At 50.0% G+C, this 21,790-nt stretch carries 12 protein-coding genes; 2 read left to right on the top strand and 10 right to left on the bottom strand.

What is annotated here, in order from left to right:
- Positions 1 to 15: 15 nt before the first annotated feature.
- The gene (locus FJ023_05650) at positions 16 to 1,143 is read right to left on the bottom strand and encodes a PDZ domain-containing protein (protein ID MBM4446821.1); all 1,128 of its coding nucleotides are present in this window, start codon (positions 1,141 to 1,143) and stop codon (positions 16 to 18) included.
- A gap of 179 nt (positions 1,144 to 1,322) precedes the next feature.
- Between FJ023_05650 and FJ023_05645 the strand changes: the two genes are divergently transcribed.
- Positions 1,323 to 2,096, top strand: a complete 774-nt coding sequence (locus tag FJ023_05645) for an MBL fold metallo-hydrolase (protein ID MBM4446820.1) — start codon at positions 1,323 to 1,325, stop codon at positions 2,094 to 2,096.
- Between the two features lie 179 nt (positions 2,097 to 2,275).
- Here the strand turns inward: FJ023_05645 and FJ023_05640 are convergent, their stop codons facing one another.
- Positions 2,276 to 3,649 carry a TrpB-like pyridoxal phosphate-dependent enzyme gene (locus FJ023_05640; GenBank protein MBM4446819.1) on the bottom strand — a complete coding sequence of 458 codons (1,374 nt, stop codon included), beginning with the start codon at positions 3,647 to 3,649 and terminating at the stop codon, positions 2,276 to 2,278.
- A 667-nt stretch (positions 3,650 to 4,316) separates the two neighbouring features.
- Here FJ023_05640 and FJ023_05635 point away from each other — a divergent pair.
- Entirely contained in the window at positions 4,317 to 9,524 is a 5,208-nt protein-coding gene (locus FJ023_05635) for a PAS domain S-box protein (protein ID MBM4446818.1), read from the top strand.
- Between the two features lie 193 nt (positions 9,525 to 9,717).
- Here FJ023_05635 and gltA read toward each other — a convergent pair whose 3' ends face one another.
- The 8 genes from gltA to nuoE (FJ023_05595) form a co-directional block, all read right to left on the bottom strand.
- Positions 9,718 to 11,094 (bottom strand): NADPH-dependent glutamate synthase, encoded by a 1,377-nt coding sequence (gltA, locus tag FJ023_05630; GenBank protein ID MBM4446817.1) that lies wholly within the window; start codon positions 11,092 to 11,094, stop codon positions 9,718 to 9,720.
- A 60-nt stretch (positions 11,095 to 11,154) separates the two neighbouring features.
- Positions 11,155 to 11,994 carry a sulfide/dihydroorotate dehydrogenase-like FAD/NAD-binding protein gene (locus tag FJ023_05625; protein ID MBM4446816.1) on the bottom strand — a complete coding sequence of 280 codons (840 nt, stop codon included), beginning with the start codon at positions 11,992 to 11,994 and terminating at the stop codon, positions 11,155 to 11,157.
- Positions 11,995 to 12,246: 252 nt separating this feature from the next.
- A complete protein-coding gene (locus FJ023_05620; GenBank protein ID MBM4446815.1) occupies positions 12,247 to 14,049 on the bottom strand; it encodes an FAD-dependent oxidoreductase in 1,803 nt (600 codons plus the stop codon).
- A 15-nt stretch (positions 14,050 to 14,064) separates the two neighbouring features.
- Entirely contained in the window at positions 14,065 to 15,924 is a 1,860-nt protein-coding gene (nuoF, locus tag FJ023_05615; GenBank protein MBM4446814.1) for an NADH-quinone oxidoreductase subunit NuoF, read from the bottom strand.
- Positions 15,924 to 16,409 (bottom strand): NADH-quinone oxidoreductase subunit NuoE, encoded by a 486-nt coding sequence (gene nuoE / locus FJ023_05610; GenBank protein MBM4446813.1) that lies wholly within the window; start codon positions 16,407 to 16,409, stop codon positions 15,924 to 15,926. Before nuoE (FJ023_05610) ends, nuoF (FJ023_05615) begins: the two co-directional genes overlap by 1 nt.
- Positions 16,410 to 16,439: 30 nt before the next feature.
- Complete coding sequence (locus FJ023_05605; protein MBM4446812.1) at positions 16,440 to 19,112, bottom strand: formate dehydrogenase subunit alpha; 2,673 nt, start codon at positions 19,110 to 19,112, stop codon at positions 16,440 to 16,442.
- A 38-nt stretch (positions 19,113 to 19,150) separates the two neighbouring features.
- The gene (nuoF, locus tag FJ023_05600; protein MBM4446811.1) at positions 19,151 to 21,061 is read right to left on the bottom strand and encodes an NADH-quinone oxidoreductase subunit NuoF; all 1,911 of its coding nucleotides are present in this window, start codon (positions 21,059 to 21,061) and stop codon (positions 19,151 to 19,153) included.
- A gap of 12 nt (positions 21,062 to 21,073) precedes the next feature.
- On the bottom strand, positions 21,074 to 21,523 hold the full coding sequence (gene nuoE, locus FJ023_05595; protein MBM4446810.1) for an NADH-quinone oxidoreductase subunit NuoE: 450 nt from the start codon (positions 21,521 to 21,523) through the stop codon (positions 21,074 to 21,076).
- Positions 21,524 to 21,790 lie beyond the last annotated feature (267 nt).

The raw sequence follows: 21,790 nt of genomic DNA, 5'->3' as shown, positions 1-21,790 counted from the left end.
TAGGAGTTAGTCGTTCTAGCTGCCCGGTGACGGACTTTGTATCAAGTGGGCAGAGGTTGTATTTGTATCTTGACCTCTGACGAAGGTTATCTCGACTTCATCTCCAACTTTTGAATCGTGTATGGCGCTTATTAGTTCCTCAGCCGTAGTTACCTCTTTGTCTTTGAAGCGAATGATTACATCAAGCTGTTGCAAACCTGCCTTTGCTGCTGGACTGCCTGGCTTTACATAGGCAACAACCACGCCTTTGCTGACGGGTAAACGGTTTACCATGGCGACATATTGGTCAACGGTATACAGGGTGACTCCAAGCCAGGGACGGGTCACGTAACCCTGTTTGATCAACTGCTCAATGATTGGTATGGCAGCTTTGGTGCTTATGGCATATCCTAGGCCTTCAACTCCAACTGCAGCGATTTTGGCGCTGGTGATGCCGATGACCTCTCCCTTCATATTAACCAAAGGCCCGCCGCTGTTACCTGGGTTAATGGCCGCCGAGGTTTCAATAAGGTCATCCAGAGTCTGACCTTGGTCTACATCTAAAGACACTTTCAGGCCACTGACAGTGCCTTCTTTAGCTCTTATTCCCTGGCCTAGGGGATTGCCGATGGCTACTACCCAATCTCCAACTCTGAGCCGTGTAGAGGCGCCCACACTGGCGGCTGGAAGGTTGGTAGCATCGATTTTAATGACTGCTAGGTCTGTTAACTGGTCTGTATGTACGTTTTTGGGGGTTGCCTCAAAGGTTCTGCCATCGCTCAATTCTACTGTTACCTTCTTGGCTCCTTCGACCACATGGTTATTGGTCACGATGATGCCGTCTTTGTCTATAATCCAGCCTGAACCAGCGCCTTTCTGCGTCTGTGGCGTGCGGAAGATATCCAGAGTCACGACTTCAGTGCTTATGGCTACCACCGACGGGTAAACTTCCTCTACTACGTCGGCAATGCTGGGCAGTGTTGGAGCCTCGGTTGTTGTGCTAGGTGGTGTCCAACCGGTGTCTATTGGTGGCCCGGGTGTGTAAGTGGCCGGCGGTTCAGCCTTCGGTGTTGATGGTGCTGGATTGATGGGCAGAGGCACTAAGCAACCGGCTGTGCTTATTACCAAGCTTAACACCAAAAGGGCAATAAGGATATATTTCATTCATAGTCTCCCTGCGATTGAAAGTGTGCCAAATTTTATCACAGAGCTTTATTTGTGGCAAAAACAAACTTGATTCTTATAGCTGGCTTGGTCATAATGTGTGGTTGGCTAACAAGTTAATAGACCTGTGCAACAGTTGCTCGGGCTCAAGGCAAATCTGTAAGTCGGAGGCGCGAAAAATGGAGGTACGAATTCTGGGTGCTCATAGTAGTGAGGCTGAAGGACAGCGGATGGTATCCTTTCTCATCGACGGTATCTTAGCTTTGGATGCTGGTGGTCTTACCTCGAGCCTCTCGCTGTCAGAACAGCAGAAGGTGAGGGCGGTTCTACTTACTCATCATCACTTCGATCATAGCCGGGATTTGGTCACTCTGGGAGCTAACGGTGCTACGTTCCTGTCGTCGGTCGATATCTATGCCTTGAGCCATACTCTAGACATCGTTAATTCCTGTCTTCTCGACGGCAAGATGTACGCCGACTTTTCTAAATGGCCATCTAAGGAGAAACCTTTTCTCAGGCTGAAGGTTATTGAGCCGTTTCAGGGGCAGAATATTCAGGGCTATGATGTGTTGCCTGTACCAGTACAGCATGCAGTGCCTTCCCTCGGATTTCAGGTCACATTTAAGAATGGCAAAAGCTTGTTCTACACTGGTGATACCGGGCCGGGGTTGGCAGCTTGTTGGCAGCACGTATCGCCACAGTTGCTCATGATTGAGGTCTCCGGCATCAACAAGACTCAAGACTTTCTTAGAAGCGTCGGACATCTGTCAGCCGGGCTTCTCAAAGACGAACTTATACAGTTCCGTGAAACGAAGGGATATTTACCGCGTGTTGTCGTTATTCATATTCCGCCCCAGTTTCAGAAGGAAGTTGAGCAGGAAGTTAAAGAGATAGCTCAACAGTTGGGAATCGGTATAGATATTGGCTACGAAGATATGAAGATCACCCTCTAGCCCAGCACCCTTATCACGTCCCCGCCAAATTCAGAATCCTAACCAAATTGAAATTTTGAGTTTAGATATTTGAATTTATTTGTGATTTGGTGCTTAGGATTTAGAATTTTGGATTCACATCTCCCTCCACCAGTGAGGATTGGAGGAGGGGGAGATGTGAACAATTCTTTAGAAGTATGCTATGCTTCTACGTACTCTACCTTGGGCAGGTGGGCTAAGGCTTCCTTTACCTTTTCCTCGGGATAGTCGTAATCCTGCAGCTTTCCGGTGAGAAACTCGTCATAAGCCGCTAGGTCAAAGTGACCATGTCCGCTCAGGGCGATGAGTATGGTCTTGGACTCACCAGACTTCTTGCAAGCCAGGGCCTCATCTATGGCTACCCTGATGCCATGGTTCGGTTCTGGCGCTGGTATGATGCCCTCAGTTCTGGCAAACTGCACACCAGCCTGGAAGGTTGCCACCTGGGGTACTGCCTTAGCTTCGACAAATCCTAGCTTGTGGAGGTGGCAGATTATCGGTGCCATGCCGTGATAGCGAAGCCCGCCGGCATGAATCCCCGGTGGTATGAAGGTATGGCCTAGGGTGTACATTTTTGCAATTGGCGCCATTCCGCATACATCACCGAAGTCCCAGGTATAAGGCCCTTTGGTCACGCTGGGGCAAGCCGTCGGTTCCACGTTTATGATGCGCAGTTTTGGCTGCTTGCCTTCGATTTTATCCTTGACGAAGGGCAGGAACATACCGGCGAAGTTGCTACCGCCACCGATACAGCCGACGATGATATCAGGATAAACGTCTGCTTTCTCCATCTGCTTCTTGGCTTCTTGCCCGATTATGGTCTGGTGTAGCAAAACGGAGTTGATGACGCTGCCTATGGAGTAGTAGGTATCTTCGCGGCCAAAAGCGTCCTCTATAGCCTCGCTAATGGCGATGGCTAAGCTCCCTGGCGAATTGGGGTCTTCAGCCAGGATTTTGCGCCCTATTTCAGTGTCCTTACTGGGGCTGGGTACACATTTAGCCCCCCAGGTCTCCATCAGTATACGACGGTACGGCTTCTGGTTATAGCTCACCTTGACCATATAAACCTTGAGCTCCAGGCCAAAGAAAGCGCAGCCCAGCGCTAGAGCGCTGCCCCACTGGCCAGCGCCGGTCTCAGTAGCGAAGCGCTTGATGCCATCTTTCTTGCCATAGTAGGCTTGGGCCACAGCAGTGTTTAGCTTATGACTGCCAGCCGGACTTACCCCCTCGTATTTATAGAAGATTTTAGCTGGTGTATCCAGCGCTTTCTCCAGGCGATAAGCTCGGATTATGGGAGTTGGCCGCCACAGCTTGTAGATATCCAGCACCTCATCGGGGATTTCTATAGAGTGCTCTTTGCTGAACTCCTGGTCTTGTAAACCCTTCGGGAAAAGTGGGGGAGGCAGGATTGTAGGCTCCTTGGTGCCCGGGTGCAACAGTGGGGGTAATGGCTTGGGCAGGTCAGGCAAGATATTGTACCACGATGTCGGCATTTCCTTTTCGGTTAATAAGATTTTGGTTTCTTTTCCTTTCATTTTTTCCTCCTTTTAAAGTTTTTTGGGCAATAGAGAAGCGCGTTTGGGCTGATTAAAAACTTGTCCTCGGCCCTCTAGGGCCATATCCACGATATTGGTGTCATTCCTAAACCTCCTTCGTAAGCTCTTTAAAAACAGAAAGCCTCTCGCCTAAGGGGCGAGAGGCTTAACTTCGCGGTGCCACCCTTGTTGGTCTAGCGACCATCTCATTCAGGTACGGCCCTAAATTGCTTGGGCGATACCCCGGGTTATGATAACGCTACCCTTTGCGTCAAAGCCTACTCGTGTTAGTTAGACCAACCTTTCGGTTTGCGGCTCCCAGGTCCATTCACCTTTTGCGCCGGCGTCAGCTTTCACCTGCTCTGACTCTCTGTAGCCTCGCTTAAAGACCTACTAGTCCTGTTCACAGCCTTTGCCGTATTAGATTGGGAGGTATTGTAAGTGTTTGCTTGGGATTTGTCAAGTTTTGTATGAAGGTTCCTTCACCTTAATCCCTTTTTGTCAAAGGGGGAACTTAAAATGGGATTGCGAGCGAAGCGAAGCAATCTCATGGTCGTTTACCCTCCTTGACTTGACATATTGTGTGGAACATAGTAGAAATGAGGTGTATAACAAGGTTTCCTATTGTAACCACGAATAACGCCAATCTATTTTTAGGAGGTGGGAGATGAAGGACGTGAAAAAGACCAAAGAGCAGCTCATCGATGAGCTGGGGCAATTGCGCCGGCGGATTGCCGAACTGGAGGTCTCAGCAGCCGAGCGCAAGAAGATGGCAGAAGCTTTGAGGGAAAGCGAGGCGAAATACAAGGAAATTGCCGAAAGCATCACCGATGTCTTTTTCGCCATGGACGAAAAGCTGAGGTACACGTATTGGAACAAAGCCAGCGAAGAACTTACTGGCATCTCAGCTAAAGACGCGCTGGGTAAACGTCTCACTGACATTTTCCCGGATGACGAAGCCACCAGAATAGCTGCGGATGCGTACCGACGGGCGATGAAAACGAAAGAGGCGCAACATTTCATTAATAACTTTGCTATTGGTGGCAGAGATTTCGTTTTTGATATCAGTGCTTATCCCACGAAGGACGGCCTTTGTGTTTATGTTAAGGATATCACCGAGCGCAAAAAGTTGGAAGAGGCACTAGAGGAAAGTGAGCTATGGTACCGCCATGTATTCGATAATGCCCCGTTTGGAATCGGTTTTGCCTCGACTGATGGTAAGGTGATAAGCCTTAATAAGGCCATGGAGACCATCACCGGCTACTCGGCTGAGGAGTTCACTAAGATTAATCTGGCTGATACGTATGTTAATAAGGCAGATAGACAGGCGTTGTTGCAAGAAGTCAGGCAACATGGTGGTGTTGTTGATTATCCGACGCAACTCAGGCGTAAAGATGGCACTCCCTACGATGTTCTTCTGAGTGCCAGGCTGACCACTATTGGGGATAGGGAGTTCATTCAGACGATATGTCAGGACATCACCGAGCGCAAGCGGGCTGGGGAGGAACTACGGAGGAGTGAAGAGAGGTTCAGGACATTCTTCGAAGACGCCCCTGTGTACTGCTATATAGTTTCGCCAGATGGCGAAATTCTGGATATAAACGAAGTTGCCCTGGAGACGCTTGGTTATACAAAAGAAGAGGTCATCGGAAAACCGCTTATTGACATGGTCTATGTGCCTGGCTCTCGCCCAAAGGCCAGAAGATTATTTGCAAAGTGGAAGGAAGCTGGAAAGCTCGAAAACGAGGAATTAAGCATAATCACCAAAGAAGGTGCAGAGCGAACTGTCCTGTTAAGCGCTCATGCCGTCAGGGATGCAGGGGGGAAGCTGCTCCACTCTATCTCGATGCAGAGAGATATCACCGAACGCAAGCAGGTGGAGGATGCATTGAGAGAGAGCGAGGAGCGGTATCGCTTTCTGGTAGAGCTATCTCCCGAGGCCATTTTTGTTGCCAGCGAAGGCAAGCATGTCTTCGTAAATAGTGCCGGATTGAAGTTGTTTGGCGCATCAAGCCCCGACCAAATCATCGGCAAACCAGTGATGGACGTAATCCACCCGGACTATTGTGAAATTGTCGCCGAGCGAATGCGAAAGTCAATGGAAACAGGAATAGTGGCTCCCGCTCTCGAAGAAAAATTCGTCCAGCTCGATGGCACAGAGGTTGATGTTGAGGTGAGGGCAGCTCCTCTGTTTTACCAGGGCAAGCCGGCAATGCAAGCTGTTGTCCGTGACATCACCGAGCGCAAGCGGGCAGAGGAGATGCTGCGGAGCATCTTCCGCGCCGCACCGATAGGTATTGGTGTGGTGGTTAACCGCGTGCTGATGGAAGTTAATCAGCGATTCTGTGAGATGACCGGCTACACCAGCGACGAGCTCATTAACAAGTCTGCGCGGATGGTTTATGCAAGTGATGCGGACTATGAGTTTGTTGGGAGGGAAAAGTATCGCCAGATCGCTGAGTGGGGAGCCGGTACGGTGGAGACGCGTTTCAGGCATAAAGACGGAACGGTAATCGATGTCATCCTGAGCAGCGCGCCCATGGACCCCGCAGACCCTGGCCGAGGTGTTACATTCACAGTGTTGGACATTACTGAGCGCAAGCGGGCTGAAGAATCTCTACGCCTCTCAGAGCAGAACTTCCGCGACTCAATAGAAAACTCGCCTTTGGGCATACGCATTGTCAGTGAAGATGGAAAGACGCTTTACGCCAACCAGGCTTTGCTCGATATCTATGGCTACAGTAGTCTTGAGGAACTGGAAGCCGTGCCTAGAAGACAGCGTTACACTCCTGAGAGCTATGAGGAGCACAGGGAAAGGAAAGAGAAGAGGAAACGAGGAGAATATGTTTCCCCCAATTACGAGATCAGCACTGTGCGTAAAGATGGACAAGTTCGAAATCTATTGGTGTCCCGCGGAAAAGTGCTGTGGGATGGTGAAAAGCAATTCCAGGTTATTTATCAGGACATTACCGAGCGCAAGCAAGCGGAGCAGATGCTGCGACAGAGTGAAGAACATTTCCGGGCACTCATTGAAAATTCGTTAGATGTCGTTGCTATTATCGATTCTCTTGGAACTGTGAAATATCAGAGTCCTAACTATAAAAATATCTGGGGACGCGATCCAATTGACGAAATTGGTAGTGATATTTTCAAGAATGTTCATCCTGATGATATAGCTCTTATTGGTGAAAGATTCGATTATATTTTGAGGAATCCCGAGGATACAGTCAATATGGAGGTGCGAGGGCAGCATGGAGACGGTTCATGGCGTATTGTCGATGTGGTCGGGCGTAACCTTCTTGAACATCCTGCTATACGTGGCATTGTCGTGAATTCCCGCGACATTACTGTAAGAAAGCAAGCCGAGGAAAAAGCTGCTCGTCTTGGCAGACTGTATGCTGTGTTGGGTAGTACCAATGAAGCCGTTGTCCGCATTCACGAGGTAGAGAAGCTTTGTCAGGAGATATGCCGCATTGCTGTTGATGATGGTGGGTTTCGGATGGTGTGGGTTGGCTTAGTTGACCTTGATACTCATGTAGTGAAGCCGGTTGCCTATCACGGATTTGAGGATAGATATCTAAAGAGGGTCAAAATATCTATTGACGACGTTCCGGATGGTCGTGGTCCCACGGGCACTGCTATTCGAGAGGGCAGATATGATATCTGCAACGATTGGGAGCAGGACCCGCGTATGCATCCCTGGCGTGTTGAAGCCGCCAAACGTGGCTATCGTTCTAGTGCCTCTTTTCCGTTGCGGCTCGGGGCTAAGGTTATCGGCGCTCTCAGCTTTTATGCTGCTGAGACGAATTTCTTCACCGAGCAGGAGGCCACATTGCTCGACCGTATGGCAGCCAATGTCTCTTTCGGCATTGAATCTATAGAGCGGGAGAAACAGCGCAAGAAGTTTGAGGAGCAATTGCAGCAGGAGAAAGATAGGGCACAACGGTATCTTGATGTTGCTGGGGTTATGTTTATAGCCAACGATGCTGATGGCAGAGTTAGTTTAATAAACAGGAAGGGTTGCCAGATTTTGGGGTACAAACAGGAAGAGATAATTGGCAAGAATTGGTTTGACACATTAATTCCCGAAAGAGTCAGGGATGAAGTAAAAGCGGTTTTCAATAAATTGATGGCTGGAGAAGTTGAACCTGTTGAGTATTTTGAGAATCCTGTCTTGAACAGAAACGGGGGGGAGAGAATCATCGCCTGGCATAATGTCATTTTAAAGGATGCAGTGGGCAAAATTATTGGTACTCTTAGCTCTGGTGAAGATATCACTGAGCGGGAAAAAGCTGAAGAGGCACTGCGGGCAAGTGAAGTGCGTTACCGCTTGCTGGCTGAAAACGTGAGAGATGTTATCTGGGCTATGGATATGGATTTACGGTTCATCTATGTCAGTCCGTCTGTTAAATATCTTGGAGGCCGCACCGCTGAAGAGGTTATGTCAATGTCAATTGGCCAGCTTCTGACGTTGTCTTCCCAAGAGCTCGCCATGAAGACTTTTGCTGAGGAATTGGTCATGGCAAACGTCACACCACTGGACCCGACCAGGTCACGGACACTGGAAGTGGAGATACTTCGTCGTGACGGCTCCACCTTATGGGTAGAGCTGAAAATGAACTTCATGCGTGACCCGGCTGGTCGAGCTATCGGTATTCTGGGAGTCATGCGGGACATCAGTGAACGAAAAAAGGCTGAAGAGGAGAGGAGGGAATTTGAGCAAAAGGCTCAGCTCGCTAGCCGCCTGGCTTCTGTGGGTGAGATGGCAGCCGGCATTGCCCACGAAATAAATAACCCGCTTACCGGCGTTATCGGTTATTCCGAGTTGCTGATGCAAGAAGATGTTCCTGAGCACATCAGGAGTGATTTAGAGGTTATCCATGACGGGGCTAAGCGAGTAGCTGGTATTGTAAAGGGTCTACTTACTTTCGCTCGCCAGACTAGGCCGGAGCGTACGGTTGTCGATATTAACCAGGTTATCGAGGTTGTCTTACGCCTGCGTGCCTATGAGTTAGGGACGAGTAATATAAAGGTCACCACCAAGCTTGTTTCCGACCTGCCTTTAACTTTTGCCGACCCTGGCCAGCTCCAGCAGGTGTTCCTAAATTTGATTATAAATGCCGAGATGGAGATGAAATTGGCCCGTGGTAAAGGGAAGCTCATAATCAAGACAGAGCAGTTAGGTAATGCTATCCGTATATCATTCAAAGACGATGGGCTTGGTATAGCTGAGGAGAACCTGGATAGGATATTCGACCCCTTCTTTACCACCAGAGAGATAGGCAAGGGGACGGGGCTTGGCTTGAGCATCTGCCACGGCATAGTAACCGAGCACGGTGGCAGGATATGGGCTGAAAGCAAGCTGGACAAGGGGGCTACCTTCATCGTGGAATTGCCCATAGTTACTGAGGAGAAACGTCCCAGGCAAGTCAAGCCAGCCCGCGAACCGAAAAAGGCAGCTAAAGGCAAGATACTGGTGGTGGATGATGAGCCGGTGGTAAGGCGCCTGTTAAGCCAGGTTCTGACTGAGGAGGGGCATGAGGTGGAGGCCACGGACGATGGCAAGGACGCCTTGAATAGGATTAAGAGTAACAGGTATAACCTCATACTGCTGGACATCAAGTTGCCCGGAATGAGCGGTAGCGAGCTGTATGAGCGTATTAAGGAGATAGCTGAGTCCTTGGCGCAACGGGTAGTCTTCATCACCGGTGATGTTATAGGGGTGGATACTGAAGCCTTTATTGCCAGGACAGGAGTTCCATATATTCACAAGCCGTTTGATGTTAAGAAGTTGAGCACGGAGATAAAGCGCCTATTGGCCACACCCCGCCCGAAAGGCACTGCCAAATCTAAAATTCGAAGTCCTAAATCCTAAACAAATCCGTCATTGCGAGCGCAGCGAAGCAATCTCTGCCTGGCAACCAGCGTCTGCCTTTTGCTGAGATCGCCACGTTGCCATTGCTCCTCGCGATGACCTTCTTGGGTAGGTTGGAGCATCTGCGCTCCAACCTACATCCGTAGTGAAAATAGAAGCAAATTCCCAAGTTCGACTATTTGAAATTTGGTGCTTAGGACTTGGTGCTTTTTAGATGGGCATCTATTGAGGCGGCAGCTCGCTTGCCAGCACCCATGGCGCTGATAACGGTGGCGGCGCCGGTGACGACATCACCTCCCGCCCAGACCCTGTCCTTTACTGTCTTGCCCGTTTCCTCATTAGCCATCACAGTGCCGTTTTTCCTCGTCTCCAGTCCCTTTGTGGTAGATGGAATCAGAGGGTTGGGAGTAGTTCCCAGCGCCACAACGGCTACATCAACCTCAATGGTGAACTCGCTGCCTTCCTTAATGATGGGGCGGCGTCTGCCGCTGGCATCAGGCTCACCGAGTTCCATTCCGTAGCACTCCATTGCCGTTACCCAGCCCTGGTCATTGCCTATAAATCGTTTCGGATTGGTGAGGAGCTTAAAGATAATCCCTTCCTCCTCGGCGTTTTCCACCTCCTCATGTCTTGCTGGCATCTCAACCCGAGACCGTCGGTATATGATGTAAACTTCATCTGCGCCCAGTCTCAAAGCACAGCGGGCAGAGTCCATAGCTACATTACCACCGCCGACAACGGCTACTTTCTTTCCTATCTTTATTGGGGTATCGTACTCGGGGAAGAGATAGGCTTTCATCAAGTTCACACGGGTGAGGAATTCGTTGGCTGAATAGACGCCGTTGAAATTCTCGCCGGGTATATCCAGGAACATGGGCAACCCGGCACCGGTGCCCAGGAAGACGGCATCATAGTTGCTCTCCAGTAGCTCATCCACAGTGGCCAGTTTGCCCATCACCGAGTCAAGCCTGACTTCTACCCCCAGTGACTTGACATAATCTACCTCACCCTGGACAATGGCTTTGGGTAGCCTGAACTCGGGTATACCGTACATCAACACTCCGCCGGCAACATGTAGCGCCTCGAAGATGGTCACTTTGTGTCCGAATTTAACTAGGTCGGCGGCGCAGGTCAGTCCCGCAGGCCCTGAGCCGATTACAGCCACCTTCTTGCCTGTCGATGGTAGTAGGTTGGGAGATGTAGCCAGCTCTGCGCTATGTTCCCGTTCCCAGTCAGCCACATATCGTTCCAGCCTGCCGATGGCTATTGGTGCGCCTTTCTTGGATAGTGTGCATACCTCCTCGCATTGTGTCTCCTGTGGGCAGACCCGTCCGCAGATGCCTGGTAGGGCATTTTTGCCCTTCATTATCCTCACCGACTCGGCCATATCATTGTCTCGTATTGCCTTGATGAATTCGGGGATGTCTACATTAACCGGACAGCCGTCAGCACAGGGACGCTTGGGGCATTGAATACAGCGGTTGGCTTCCTGAAGTGCCATGTCGTGAGTATAGCCCAGCGCCACCTCATTGAAGTTTCTTGCCCTGGCTTTCGGGTCTTGGCGGGGCATAGCCACTCTATTCAAATCGAGCTTTGGTTTGGCTTTTTCCTCCACCTTTACTCTCCGATTTTAAGAATGCTGACACTGGTGGGTTTTCCACAGTTCCAGTGATTGCCTTTCTTCATCACAGTAAATCCGCTGGCGGTTGAACACAAGGTCCCAGTCAACCTGGTGCCCATCGAATTCCGGGCCGTCAACGCAGACGAACTTGGTGCTACCCTCTACAGAAGCGCGGCAGCAGCCGCACATGCCGGTGCCATCGACCATAATCGAGTTGAGGCTAACAAGGGTGGTGACGCCAAAAGGCTTGGTGGTTAAAGAGCAGAATTTCATCATTATAGCCGGGCCGATGGCAATGACACGGCTGATTTGTTTGTTTTTCTCCAATATTTCCTTCAAGGGCTCGGTGACCACTCCCTTGCGGGCGTAGGAGCCATCATCGGTGGTGACTATCAGCTCGTGGCTGACGCTTCTCAGGCGGTCTTCCCAGAAAAGCAGGTCTTTGCTTCGTGCGCCCATTATGGTGATAACCTTGTTTCCGGCTTGCTTTAGCGCTCTGGCTATCGGATATACAGGAGCTACGCCAACGCCACCGCCAACACAGACCACAGTGCCGAAATTATCTATTTCTGAAGATAATCCTAGAGGGCCAATCAAATCTAATATTTGGTCACCGGTGTTGAGTTTGGCTAGTTTATAGGTAGTGGTTCCTACCTGCATGGCTACAAGGGTAACAGTGCCCTCTTTATCATCCCAATCGGCTAGGGTAAGCGGGATGCGTTCGCCAACCTCATCAACTCGGACAACGACAAATTGGCCTGCTTTAGCCTTTTTGGCTACTGCCGGTGCCTCGATTTTCATGAAGTCGACTACAGGACAGAGCTTCTCTTTAGCCACAATTTTATACATAATCGCCCCCGGAATGAGACCGATTGGAACAATTCATGATTTATTCAAAACTGTATTATCGAATAAAATACTTATTAATTCCTCCCCATTCCAAGCCTTTCCCTTCTGTCATTGCGAGCGAAGCGTGGCAATCACACAGCATGTAGGGACAGGTCTTTAGACCTGTCCGAAACGCATGTCTGTAATGCCACGGACAGACCTGAAGGTCTGTCCCTACATTCAGCCTTCCTATCATCGAGAGCGTCATGTCGCTTACGCTCCTCGCGATGACGAATAGAGGGAGGGTTCAATCTCTCTACCCGCCTTATTAACTTTGTCTTCTGGACCAGCTACCATGCGAGCCACGGCAAATCTCAGATCGCAGCCCATGCATCGCTTTGCCTCTTCATTTCCTAGCCCATCGCTGAACCCGAGCTCGACTTGGGTGAAGTTGCCAATTTGCTTGGCTGGCTTTGCCGTAGGCATCTCTTGCCTTTTTCTTTGAGCGAAATTGTCAATTCTGCCTACCCTGGGTACACCTTCTATGACAGGTGCCAGGACTTCGCTGATGTCGCCGCTACCACCCAGGTATCTATCAATGGAGATTGCTGCTTTCCTGCCGGCAGCCACGGCTTCAATAAATGACGATTTTTTAGTCACTGTATCACCCCCAGCAAAGACGCCCTTTTTGTTCGTCATCAGGTTTTCAGTGTCAACCTGGATGGCATTTTCCTCGTTGACCTCAACGCCAAATTGTTCAGGGATTTCCGGCATGCCTCCGATAGCCAAAAGCACGGCATCGTAGCCTTCTTTAATTAGCTTGTCAACCGATTCTACCTTGGACTTAGTTTTTATTTTAACTCCCAGCTTTGTCAGGGCTTCTATTTCTGCATCCAGGATATTTCGAGGCAGTGTATATTCAGGTATCGATGTTCGCATCATGCCACCGGGCTGACTGGAGCTTTCAAATATGGTCACGGCATGTCCACCTTTTTTGGCTAGGTAATAGGCCGCGGTAAGCCCCGTAGGCCCTGATCCGACGATGGCTACCTTTTTGCCTGAGGCCGCAGCTTTTGAGCCTTTCACAGGCTCAGCCTTGCCGGAACGTTCGACGGCAAAGCGCTCTAAGGCTCTGATGGCAACAGGCTGGTCGAGATCGCGGCGGCGGCAGGCAATTTCGCAAGGATGCTCGCAAATAAGGCTACAGATGGAAGCGAAAGGAACATTTTCGCGGATAACAGCCACGGCTTCGGCATATTTTCCTTCCCTGATGAAACGTATGAAGCGTGGTACATCTAACATTACAGGGCAGGCATATTTGCAGCGGATTGAAGCGGCCTCACGGTCAGGCCATCGATTCCATTCGTCGCCGCGGTCCATCAGTGCTCCTACCGGACAAACTTCTACGCAGGAACCGCAGAAGGTGCATCCCGACTCGATAAGGGGTTTTCCGAATGCGCCGCCGATATAAGTCCTGGCTCCGCGGAGATTGAAAGCTATAGCTTCGAAGCCCAACATCTCCTGGTCGACCCTAATACAACGGCCACAGAGAATACACAGATTGTTGTCGCGGACAATGAAAGGATTGTCCCTTTCGACAGGTAGTCCTTTGGGGGTGTAGGGGAAAGGCATTCCATCAAGGCCGATGAAATCAACTGCTTGCTGGAGTTCACACCGTCCGTTTTTTGGGCAGGTAACACAGCGCTCAGTTACTGCCACATTGCGCAGGCATATATCGAATGGCTGGCATCTCTCCCTCCTCCAGCAGGTTAGGCAGTCATGTGGATGCCTGGCCAGCATTACTTCTAGAATTTTTTGGCGCAGGCTGTTTACTTCAGGTGTGTTGCTCAGAATGACCATGCCGTTGACTGCGGGTTCGCTGCAGGCGGTGATGGCGCTCCGTCTGCCTTCTATTTGCACCTGGCATAGACGGCAGGCTCCGAAAGGCAGTTTAATATCTCGCAGCGCACACAAATTAGGGATGTAAATGCCAGCATCCAGTGCTGCTTCCAGGATTCTTTTGCCCTCGGTAGTCCTGACCTCTATACCGTCTATAGTTAGAGTAATAATACCCATTTTTACACGCTATGTTTAAGGTGTGCCTATCGGTACTGGCTCTTTGGGCACGGCGATTTGCTCTCCTGTCACCTTGGCTATGGCGCTGAAGCGCTCAGGGCATTTCTCGAGGCAAGTTGCACACTTGATGCATTTCTCCTGGTCGATGACGTGGACTAGCCTCTTGCCCCCGCTGATTGCCTCCACAGGGCAGGCTCGGAGGCAGATACCACAGCCAGCGCATTTGTCGGGGAGTACGTAGAAATTTATAAGAGCCTTGCACACTAGTGCCGGGCACTTTTTGTCGATGACATGAGCCTCCCACTCGTCCCGGAAATAGCGAATACTTGACAGCACAGGGTTAGGGGCGGTTGTTCCCAATCCGCATAGGGCACTCTTCGTTACTGTCTCACCTAAATCAAGCAGGTGGTCGATATCGTGTAAATCTCCTTCACCTCGGGTTATCTTGTGCATGATGTCAATCATTAGAGGCAGTCCCTCTCGGCATGGCACGCACTTGCCACATGATTCATTGCAGCAGAAGTTGAGGAAAAAACGTGCCAGGTCTACCATGCAAGTGTCTGTATCCATTACCACCATGCCTCCAGACCCCATCATAGAACCGGCCTTAGTTAGTGACTCGAAGTCGATCGTTAGGTCTAATGCACTCTCAGGCAAACAGCCACCAGACGGGCCGCCTGTCTGAACAGCTTTGAATTTCTTGCCCTCCTGGACACCACCTCCAATGTCAAAAACGACCTCGCGGAGAGTAGCTCCCATTGGTACTTCAATCAGGCCGCTATTGGCTATCTTGCCGGTGAGAGCAAACACTGCTGTTCCTTTGCTGCCCTCGGTGCCTATACTTCTATACCAGTCTGCACCCCTGTTGATAATCAAGGGTACGCTGGCATATGTTTTGACGTTATTCAGAGATGTAGGTTTGCCCCACAGCCCTGCTGCCACTGACCGCGGCGGCCTTACCCGGGGCATTCCTCGCTTGCCTTCTATTGAATACATCAGGGCACTGCCTTCGCCGCAAACGAAAGCCCCAGCACCCTGCATTATCTCGATGTCGAAGTTGAATCCGCTGCCCATGATATTTTTTCCTAGTAGTTTGCGTTCCTTGGCTTGTGCTATGGCAATGCGGAGCCGCTTCACTGCCAATGGGTACTCAGCGCGGACATATATATAGCCTTCAGATGTGCCGATAGCATAGCCAGCGATAGCCATCCCTTCAATAACAGAGTGCGGGTCGGCTTCTAGAACAGAACGGTCCATAAATGCTCCCGGGTCTCCCTCATCGGCATTACATACCACATATTTGGGCTGTTCTTTTGCTTTATGGGCCTCGTCCCATTTCTTCCCTGTGGGAAATCCGGCACCACCTCTTCCCCGCAGTCCTGAACGGTTAATCTCCTCAATGATTTGGGTGTGTTCCATTTCGGAAATAGCCTTTTTCAATGCTGCATAGCCGCCAGTAGCCAGATAATCGTCAATTTGTTCAGGGTTGATATGCCCGCAGTTACGCAGTATTAGGCGGTGTTGCCGACTGTAAAAAGGGATATCCTTGTATAGAGGAATAACCTCGTCGGTGACAGGGTTATGATAAAACAATCGTTCTACGTATTTCCTGTCTACAATATGGGATTGTACGATTTCTGCCACATCTTCTTCTTTGACCTGGGTATAAAAAATCCCTTCAGGTTCAACAATGACGATAGGGCCTTGCTGGCAGAAACCGTGGCACCCGGTAAGTTTTACATGCACGTTTTTAGACAGTCCTGATTGCTTAATATGGTTCTCGAGCGCCTGGGTAATTCTGTCAGATTTAGAAGATACGCAGCCGGTTCCTTGACATACAAGGATTGTATATTCGCCATTTAGCTTTGCTTCCATTACGAGTCAGAAGTCTCCTCTTGTCTAGCAATTTTCGAGAAAAGTTTTTCGATATCGTTCGTAGTTAACTTGCCATGGGTGTCCTCGTTTACTCTCAGTGTAGGGGCAAGTGCGCAGGCTCCTATGCAGGCAACTGTTTCCAGGCTATACCCTAGGTCGGGGGTTGTTTCACCTGCTTTAATATCCAGAGCACGTTCAATAGCTTCCAGAATTCGGGCGGCGCCGCGCACGTGGCATGCAGTGCCCTGGCATACTGTAACATGTTTTTTGCCTACGGGAGTTGTCCTGAACTGTGCGTAGAAGCTGGCTACTCCGTAGACCACGTTTGGCGACACGCCAGCCACGCGTCCGATTTCCTCCATGGCCGCTTCAGGCAAATAGCCAAATTTCTCTTGCACAGCCTGGAGAGCTGGTATTAGAATGACTTTGTGCCCCTGCAAAGGGTCAAGTAGCTCACGCATTTGTTTTCTTAAATCAGTTGACATAATCTTTATTATCCCGGCAGCTCCGTGTATTTATTTCTTGGGCGCTTTTTCAATTTTGACGGCGCATACTTTCAGTTCTGGGATTTTGGCTATTGGGTCTAATGCCGGGTTAGTCAGTAGATTGACTGCGCTCTCAGCGAAATGGAAGGTCATGTAAACAACATTTTGTGGTGACTTCTCAGTTACTTTTGCCTTGGCTGTTAATTCACCGCGACGTGAAACCACTTTGACTATATTGCCATCCTTAATTTTCAGGGAAGAAGCATTCGACGGATTTATCTCTACTACCCCCTCTGGTTCAAGGGCATTGAGGCCGGTGATCTTCCGTGTCATGGTGCCAGTGTGATAGTGATACAGGCTGCGCCCCGTGGTAAGCATGAGCGGATATTCTTTGTCAGGTAGCTCAGCAGGTGGCTTATATTGCAGCGGTGTGAATTTTCCCAGGCCGCAGACGAATCTACCTACGTGCAATATAGGTGTCCCTGGGTGGTCTTTAGTTGGACAAGGCCATTGCAGTCCACATTCTTCCAGGCGTTCGTAGCTGACGCCTCCATAGCTGGGCGTCAATCTGGCGATTTCCTCCATCACTTCAGATGGGTTCTCGAAGTCGAAATTCTGGGCACCCATTCTCCTGGCCAGCTGGCATATAATCCACCAGTCAGGCTTGGAGTTGCCTACAGGTTCGATTGCCTTTTTCACTCGTTGTATGCGCCGTTCGGTATTGGTGAAAGTGCCATCCTTTTCGGCGAAGCTGACTGCTGGCAAAACTACATCTGCCAGCCGTGCGGTCTCGGTCAGGAAAAGGTCTTGAACTATTAAGAGTTCTAGCTTTTTCAGTGCCTTCTCAGTGTGGTTGGCGTCAGCATCGCTCAATATCGGATTCTCGCCCATTACGTAAATTGCTTTAATCTTCCCATCGCAAGCAGCATCGAGCATCTCTGTTAAGGTTAATCCCGGAGTTGGACTCAAGTCACTTCTCCAGGCGATTTCAAACTTCTTTTGAATGTCAGGATTGTCAACCCTTTGATAGCCGGTGTAAACGTTGGGCAAGGCGCCCATGTCACAGGCACCCTGGACATTGTTCTGCCCCCGCAGTGGATTTACACCGGTTGAAGGCCTGCCCATATTGCCGGTCAACATAGCCAGGTTAGCGACTGCCAGTACGTTGTCAGTACCATGGCTGTGCTGGGTAATGCCCATGGCATAAATTATGGTTGCCGGTTTGCACGTGGCATATAATCGAGCTGCCTCGATTATAGTGTTTTGTGGCACACCAGTAGCCTTTTCTACGAAGTCAAGGTCAAAATTCTTCAGCGATTCCTTGAAGTTGTCGAAATTGTCACAGCATTCGCTGATAAAGGGTAGCTCAGCCAGTTCTTCGTCTGAAATAACCTTCATCATGCCCATGAGCAGGGCAACGTCACTGCCCGGAAGGTGTCTCAGCCATATATCAGCATAGCGGCAAAGCTCAATCTCTCGAGGATTGGCAACGATAAGTCTGCCACCATCGCGCACTGCCTTCTTTATTTCCAGTGCAATAACCGGATGACCGGCGCTGGTATTGCTGCCGATGACTAAGATACAGGCAGCATCTTTGATTTCGCTGATAGAGTTGGTCATAGCACCGCTACCGAAACTGGCGGCCAGACCGGCCACCGTGGGGGAATGTCAGAGACGGGCACAGTGGTCCACATTGTTGGTCTGCATTACTATGCGTGTGAATTTTTGTGCCACATAGTTTTCTTCATTGGTGCACTTAGCTGAGGCGATAAAGGCGAATTGGTCTCCTTTGTATCTGCCCAGCTTGTCTGCTATTAAGTCTAAGGCCTCATCCCAGCTTGCCTCAACAAGTTCACCGTTCTTTCGTATTAAGGGTGTGGTCAAGCGTTCAGTATGATGGACAAACTCAGCAATGCCAAAACGCCCTTTGACACAGGCCTGTCCTTGATTTACTGAATTTTCCAGGACGGGTACTGAACGGACAACCTTGCCTCCATTTACTTCGAGGCTTAACTGGCAACCAACTCCACAGTAGGGGCAGGTGGTAATTACTGAGCGTTCAGGTAGCCCCAGCCACTTGCTGTAGCGGTCCATCAGGGCGCCGGTGGGACAGATATCAACACAAGCCCCGCAGAATTGACATCCTGAGTCTTCCAATGTCTTGTCAAAAGCAGTGCCGACTAATGCCTGGCTGCCTCGATAGGTAAAGGTAATTGCTCCAGCTCCTCTAACCTCTTGACATACTCGGACGCAACGGCCGCAGAGTATGCAAAGATTGTAATCGCGGTCGAAAAATGGGCTGTCCTGGTAAACCGGTAGCTCCTTGCGGATAGGGGAGAGAGTAATCTCCTCCACTCCAATGCGGGAGGCAATCTCTTGTAGCTCGCAACGCAAATTCTTAGAGCAGGTAAGGCATTGCTTGGGATGTTCTGCCAGAATAAGTTCAAAGATACTTCGTCTAAGCTCCTGGAGCTGTGGAGTATTGGTTCTTACCACCATGCCTTCAGTTACCGGCGTAGTACAGGCCGTGGGAAAACCACGCAAATTCTCAATCTCTACGATGCACAAGCGGCAGGCTCCGTATGGAGTAAGGCTGGGATGATAACACAATGTTGGAATATATATTCCTGCCTGTCGGGCTGCCTCAAGTACTGTGGCACCCTCCTTTACATTGACCTGCTGCTCGTCTATAGTCAGGTTCATAATTCTAGTCTCTTCGCCGACAATCATACTAGCTCCTGTTAAGCAGATGCCTCGATAGGTACTGGCTGCTGAGGGACTTCGATTTGCTCACCTGAAACCTTTGTTATGGCAGCAAAGCGTGGTGGGCAGACATCAGTGCATGTCCCGCATTTAATACATTTATCCTGGTCGATGATGTGAATCATTCTTTTGTCACCAGTGATTGCCTCCACAGGACAGGCTCTGAGGCAGATCATGCAACCTTGACATTTGTCCGGCAAAATATAGAACGAAATCAAATTCTTACATACCCGGGCCGGGCAGCGCTTCTCATTAATGTGAGCCTCGTATTCATTGCGGAAATAGCGGATGGTGGTCAGCACCGGGTTAGGGGCGGTTTGACCTAAGCCACAGAGTGAGCCTTGCTTCACTGTTATGGCTATCCTCTCAAGCTGCGCTATATCTTCGGGTTTGCCTTCGCCTCGAGTAATGCGGTCCAGAATGCCCAGCATTTGCCGTGTACCAACCCGGCAGGGTGGACATTTACCGCAGGATTCAGCCTGTGTGAAATTAAGGAAGTACTTTGTCAGATCGACCATGCAGGTGTCTTCGTCGGCAACAATCATGCCGCCTGAGCCCATGATTGAGCCGGCAGCAGCTAGCGATTCATAGTCAACAGGTGAATCGAGCATTGATGGTGGCAGGCAGCCTCCTGAAGGGCCGCCGGTTTGCACGGCTTTGAACTCCTTGCCTTTGAGTATTCCACCGCCGATTTCGTATATTATTTGACGCAAGGTGATGCCTAGGGGTACTTCGATAAGCCCGGTGCGCTCAACCTTTCCTACAAGGGCAAAGGTCTTCGTTCCTTTGCTTTTTTCTGAGCCATACCCGGCATACCATTCGCTGCCTTTTTGCAAGATACGTGCTGTGTCTGCCCAGGTTTCCACATTATTAATATTTGTCGGCTTGCCCCACAATCCTGATATTGCTGGAAAGGGAGGTCGTGACCGAGGCATTCCCCGCTTACCTTCTATGGAGGCCATCAAAGCTGTTTCTTCACCGCAAACAAACGCCCCTGCTCCCTCTTTAATCTTTAGGTGAAAATCGAAGCCGGAGCCAAGTATGTTATCTCCAATAAAGCCATACTCTTCCATTTGCCGTAGAGCTAGCCTCAGTCTTTCCAGAGCTAATGGGTATTCGGCACGACAGTAAATATAGCCTTGGTTGGCTCCTATGGTGTAAGCCCCGATAGCCATCCCCTCCAGGACTGAATGAGGGTCACCTTCTAGTAGTGAGCGGTTCATGAAGGCGCCCGGGTCACCTTCGTCGGCATTGCAAATTATATATTTTTCTCTCCCCGGTGCTTTCCGGCAGAAATCCCATTTCTGCCCTGTTGAGAAACCGGCGCCGCCTCTGCCACGCAAGCCTGACTTCTTAATCTCTTCAATTATTGCTTCTGGGGACATCTTTAATGCCTTGACCAGCCCACTGTAGCCACCGTTAGCGATGTAGTGGTTTATGTTCTCGGGGTCGATGAAACCGCAGTTGTGCAGAACTACGCGGACCTGTGGCTTGAGCACTGGTAGTTCGAACAAGTTGGGAATGCCATCAGCCTTGCCGTCACCCGCGTAACCTAGAGCTAAATCAGCACGAGGGTTATCGGCTACCAGGTAGTCCTTAACAATCTGAGTAGCAATCTCAGGTGTTAAATTGCCGTAGATGACTTGTGGGTGCCCCGGCTTAACTATGCCCATCATCGGTTCGGCGAAACATAACCCCATGCAGCCGACCTGGATAACAATAGCCTCTATGTTTTGTCGTGCCAGTTCTTCATTAATAACTTTGAGAACATCCATGGCTCCAGCGGCACTACCACAGGTACCGGCACCCACCAAGAGCCGCGGCTTACTACTTGATTGCAGCGCTTCCCACTCTGAGACTGCTTGTTTGTGGATTTTCTCGAAAGTCATGACACTAGGCCTTCATCGGTATTTGTTTACAGTCTCTTTTGACTTGGCAACTGTCATCCGTCCATAAACATCTTTGTTTATCACCAATACCGGAGCTAGAGCACAGGAACCGAAGCAGGCTACTCTCTCTAAGCTGAATTTGTAGTCTTCTGTTGTGCCACCGGATTCAACACCAAGTTCCCTCTTGATTTCGTCCAGAATTTTCTCACCTCCGCGGACATGACATGCAGTGCCTAAGCAGACTTTCACGGTGTGCTGGCCACGGCGAGTGAAATAAAATTGGGCATAAAAAGATGCAACTCCAAAGACTTCGCTTTCCGACATTCGTGATGATTTAGCTATCTCTGAAATTGCCTCTTCAGATAGATAACCGAATTTTTCCTGGACTTTTTGTAGGATTGGAATTAATGCGCCCTTTTCCCCCTTGTATTCAGCCACTATCTTAGCTAGTTCATCAGGCACTTGGCTCTCCGCGGACTTGAATAACCAAAACGGTAGTTTAGCAAAAAAAGCATTCGTGGTCAATCTCTGCGGTATATTAAATTTCCTTCTCCCTTGATGGGAGAGGAAAGGGTGAATTTTTTAACAGGTTGATCGCAAGCGGCGCACTTGGTAAAAGTGCCATACTAAACGGTTACAATTTTGCGGAAAGGCGACTGCAAGTGGCTAAACGAAAGCGCATCTTTAGCCTTAGCCCCAACGTCTTTTCTCTTGGGCCGGTGAGAAGCT

Source organism: Chloroflexota bacterium, assembly GCA_016875875.1.
Taxonomy (GTDB): domain Bacteria; phylum Chloroflexota; class Dehalococcoidia; order GIF9; family UBA5629; genus 9FT-COMBO-48-23.
Note: the sequence above shows the minus strand (reverse complement) of the source record. Positions and strands in the feature narration are given on the sequence as shown.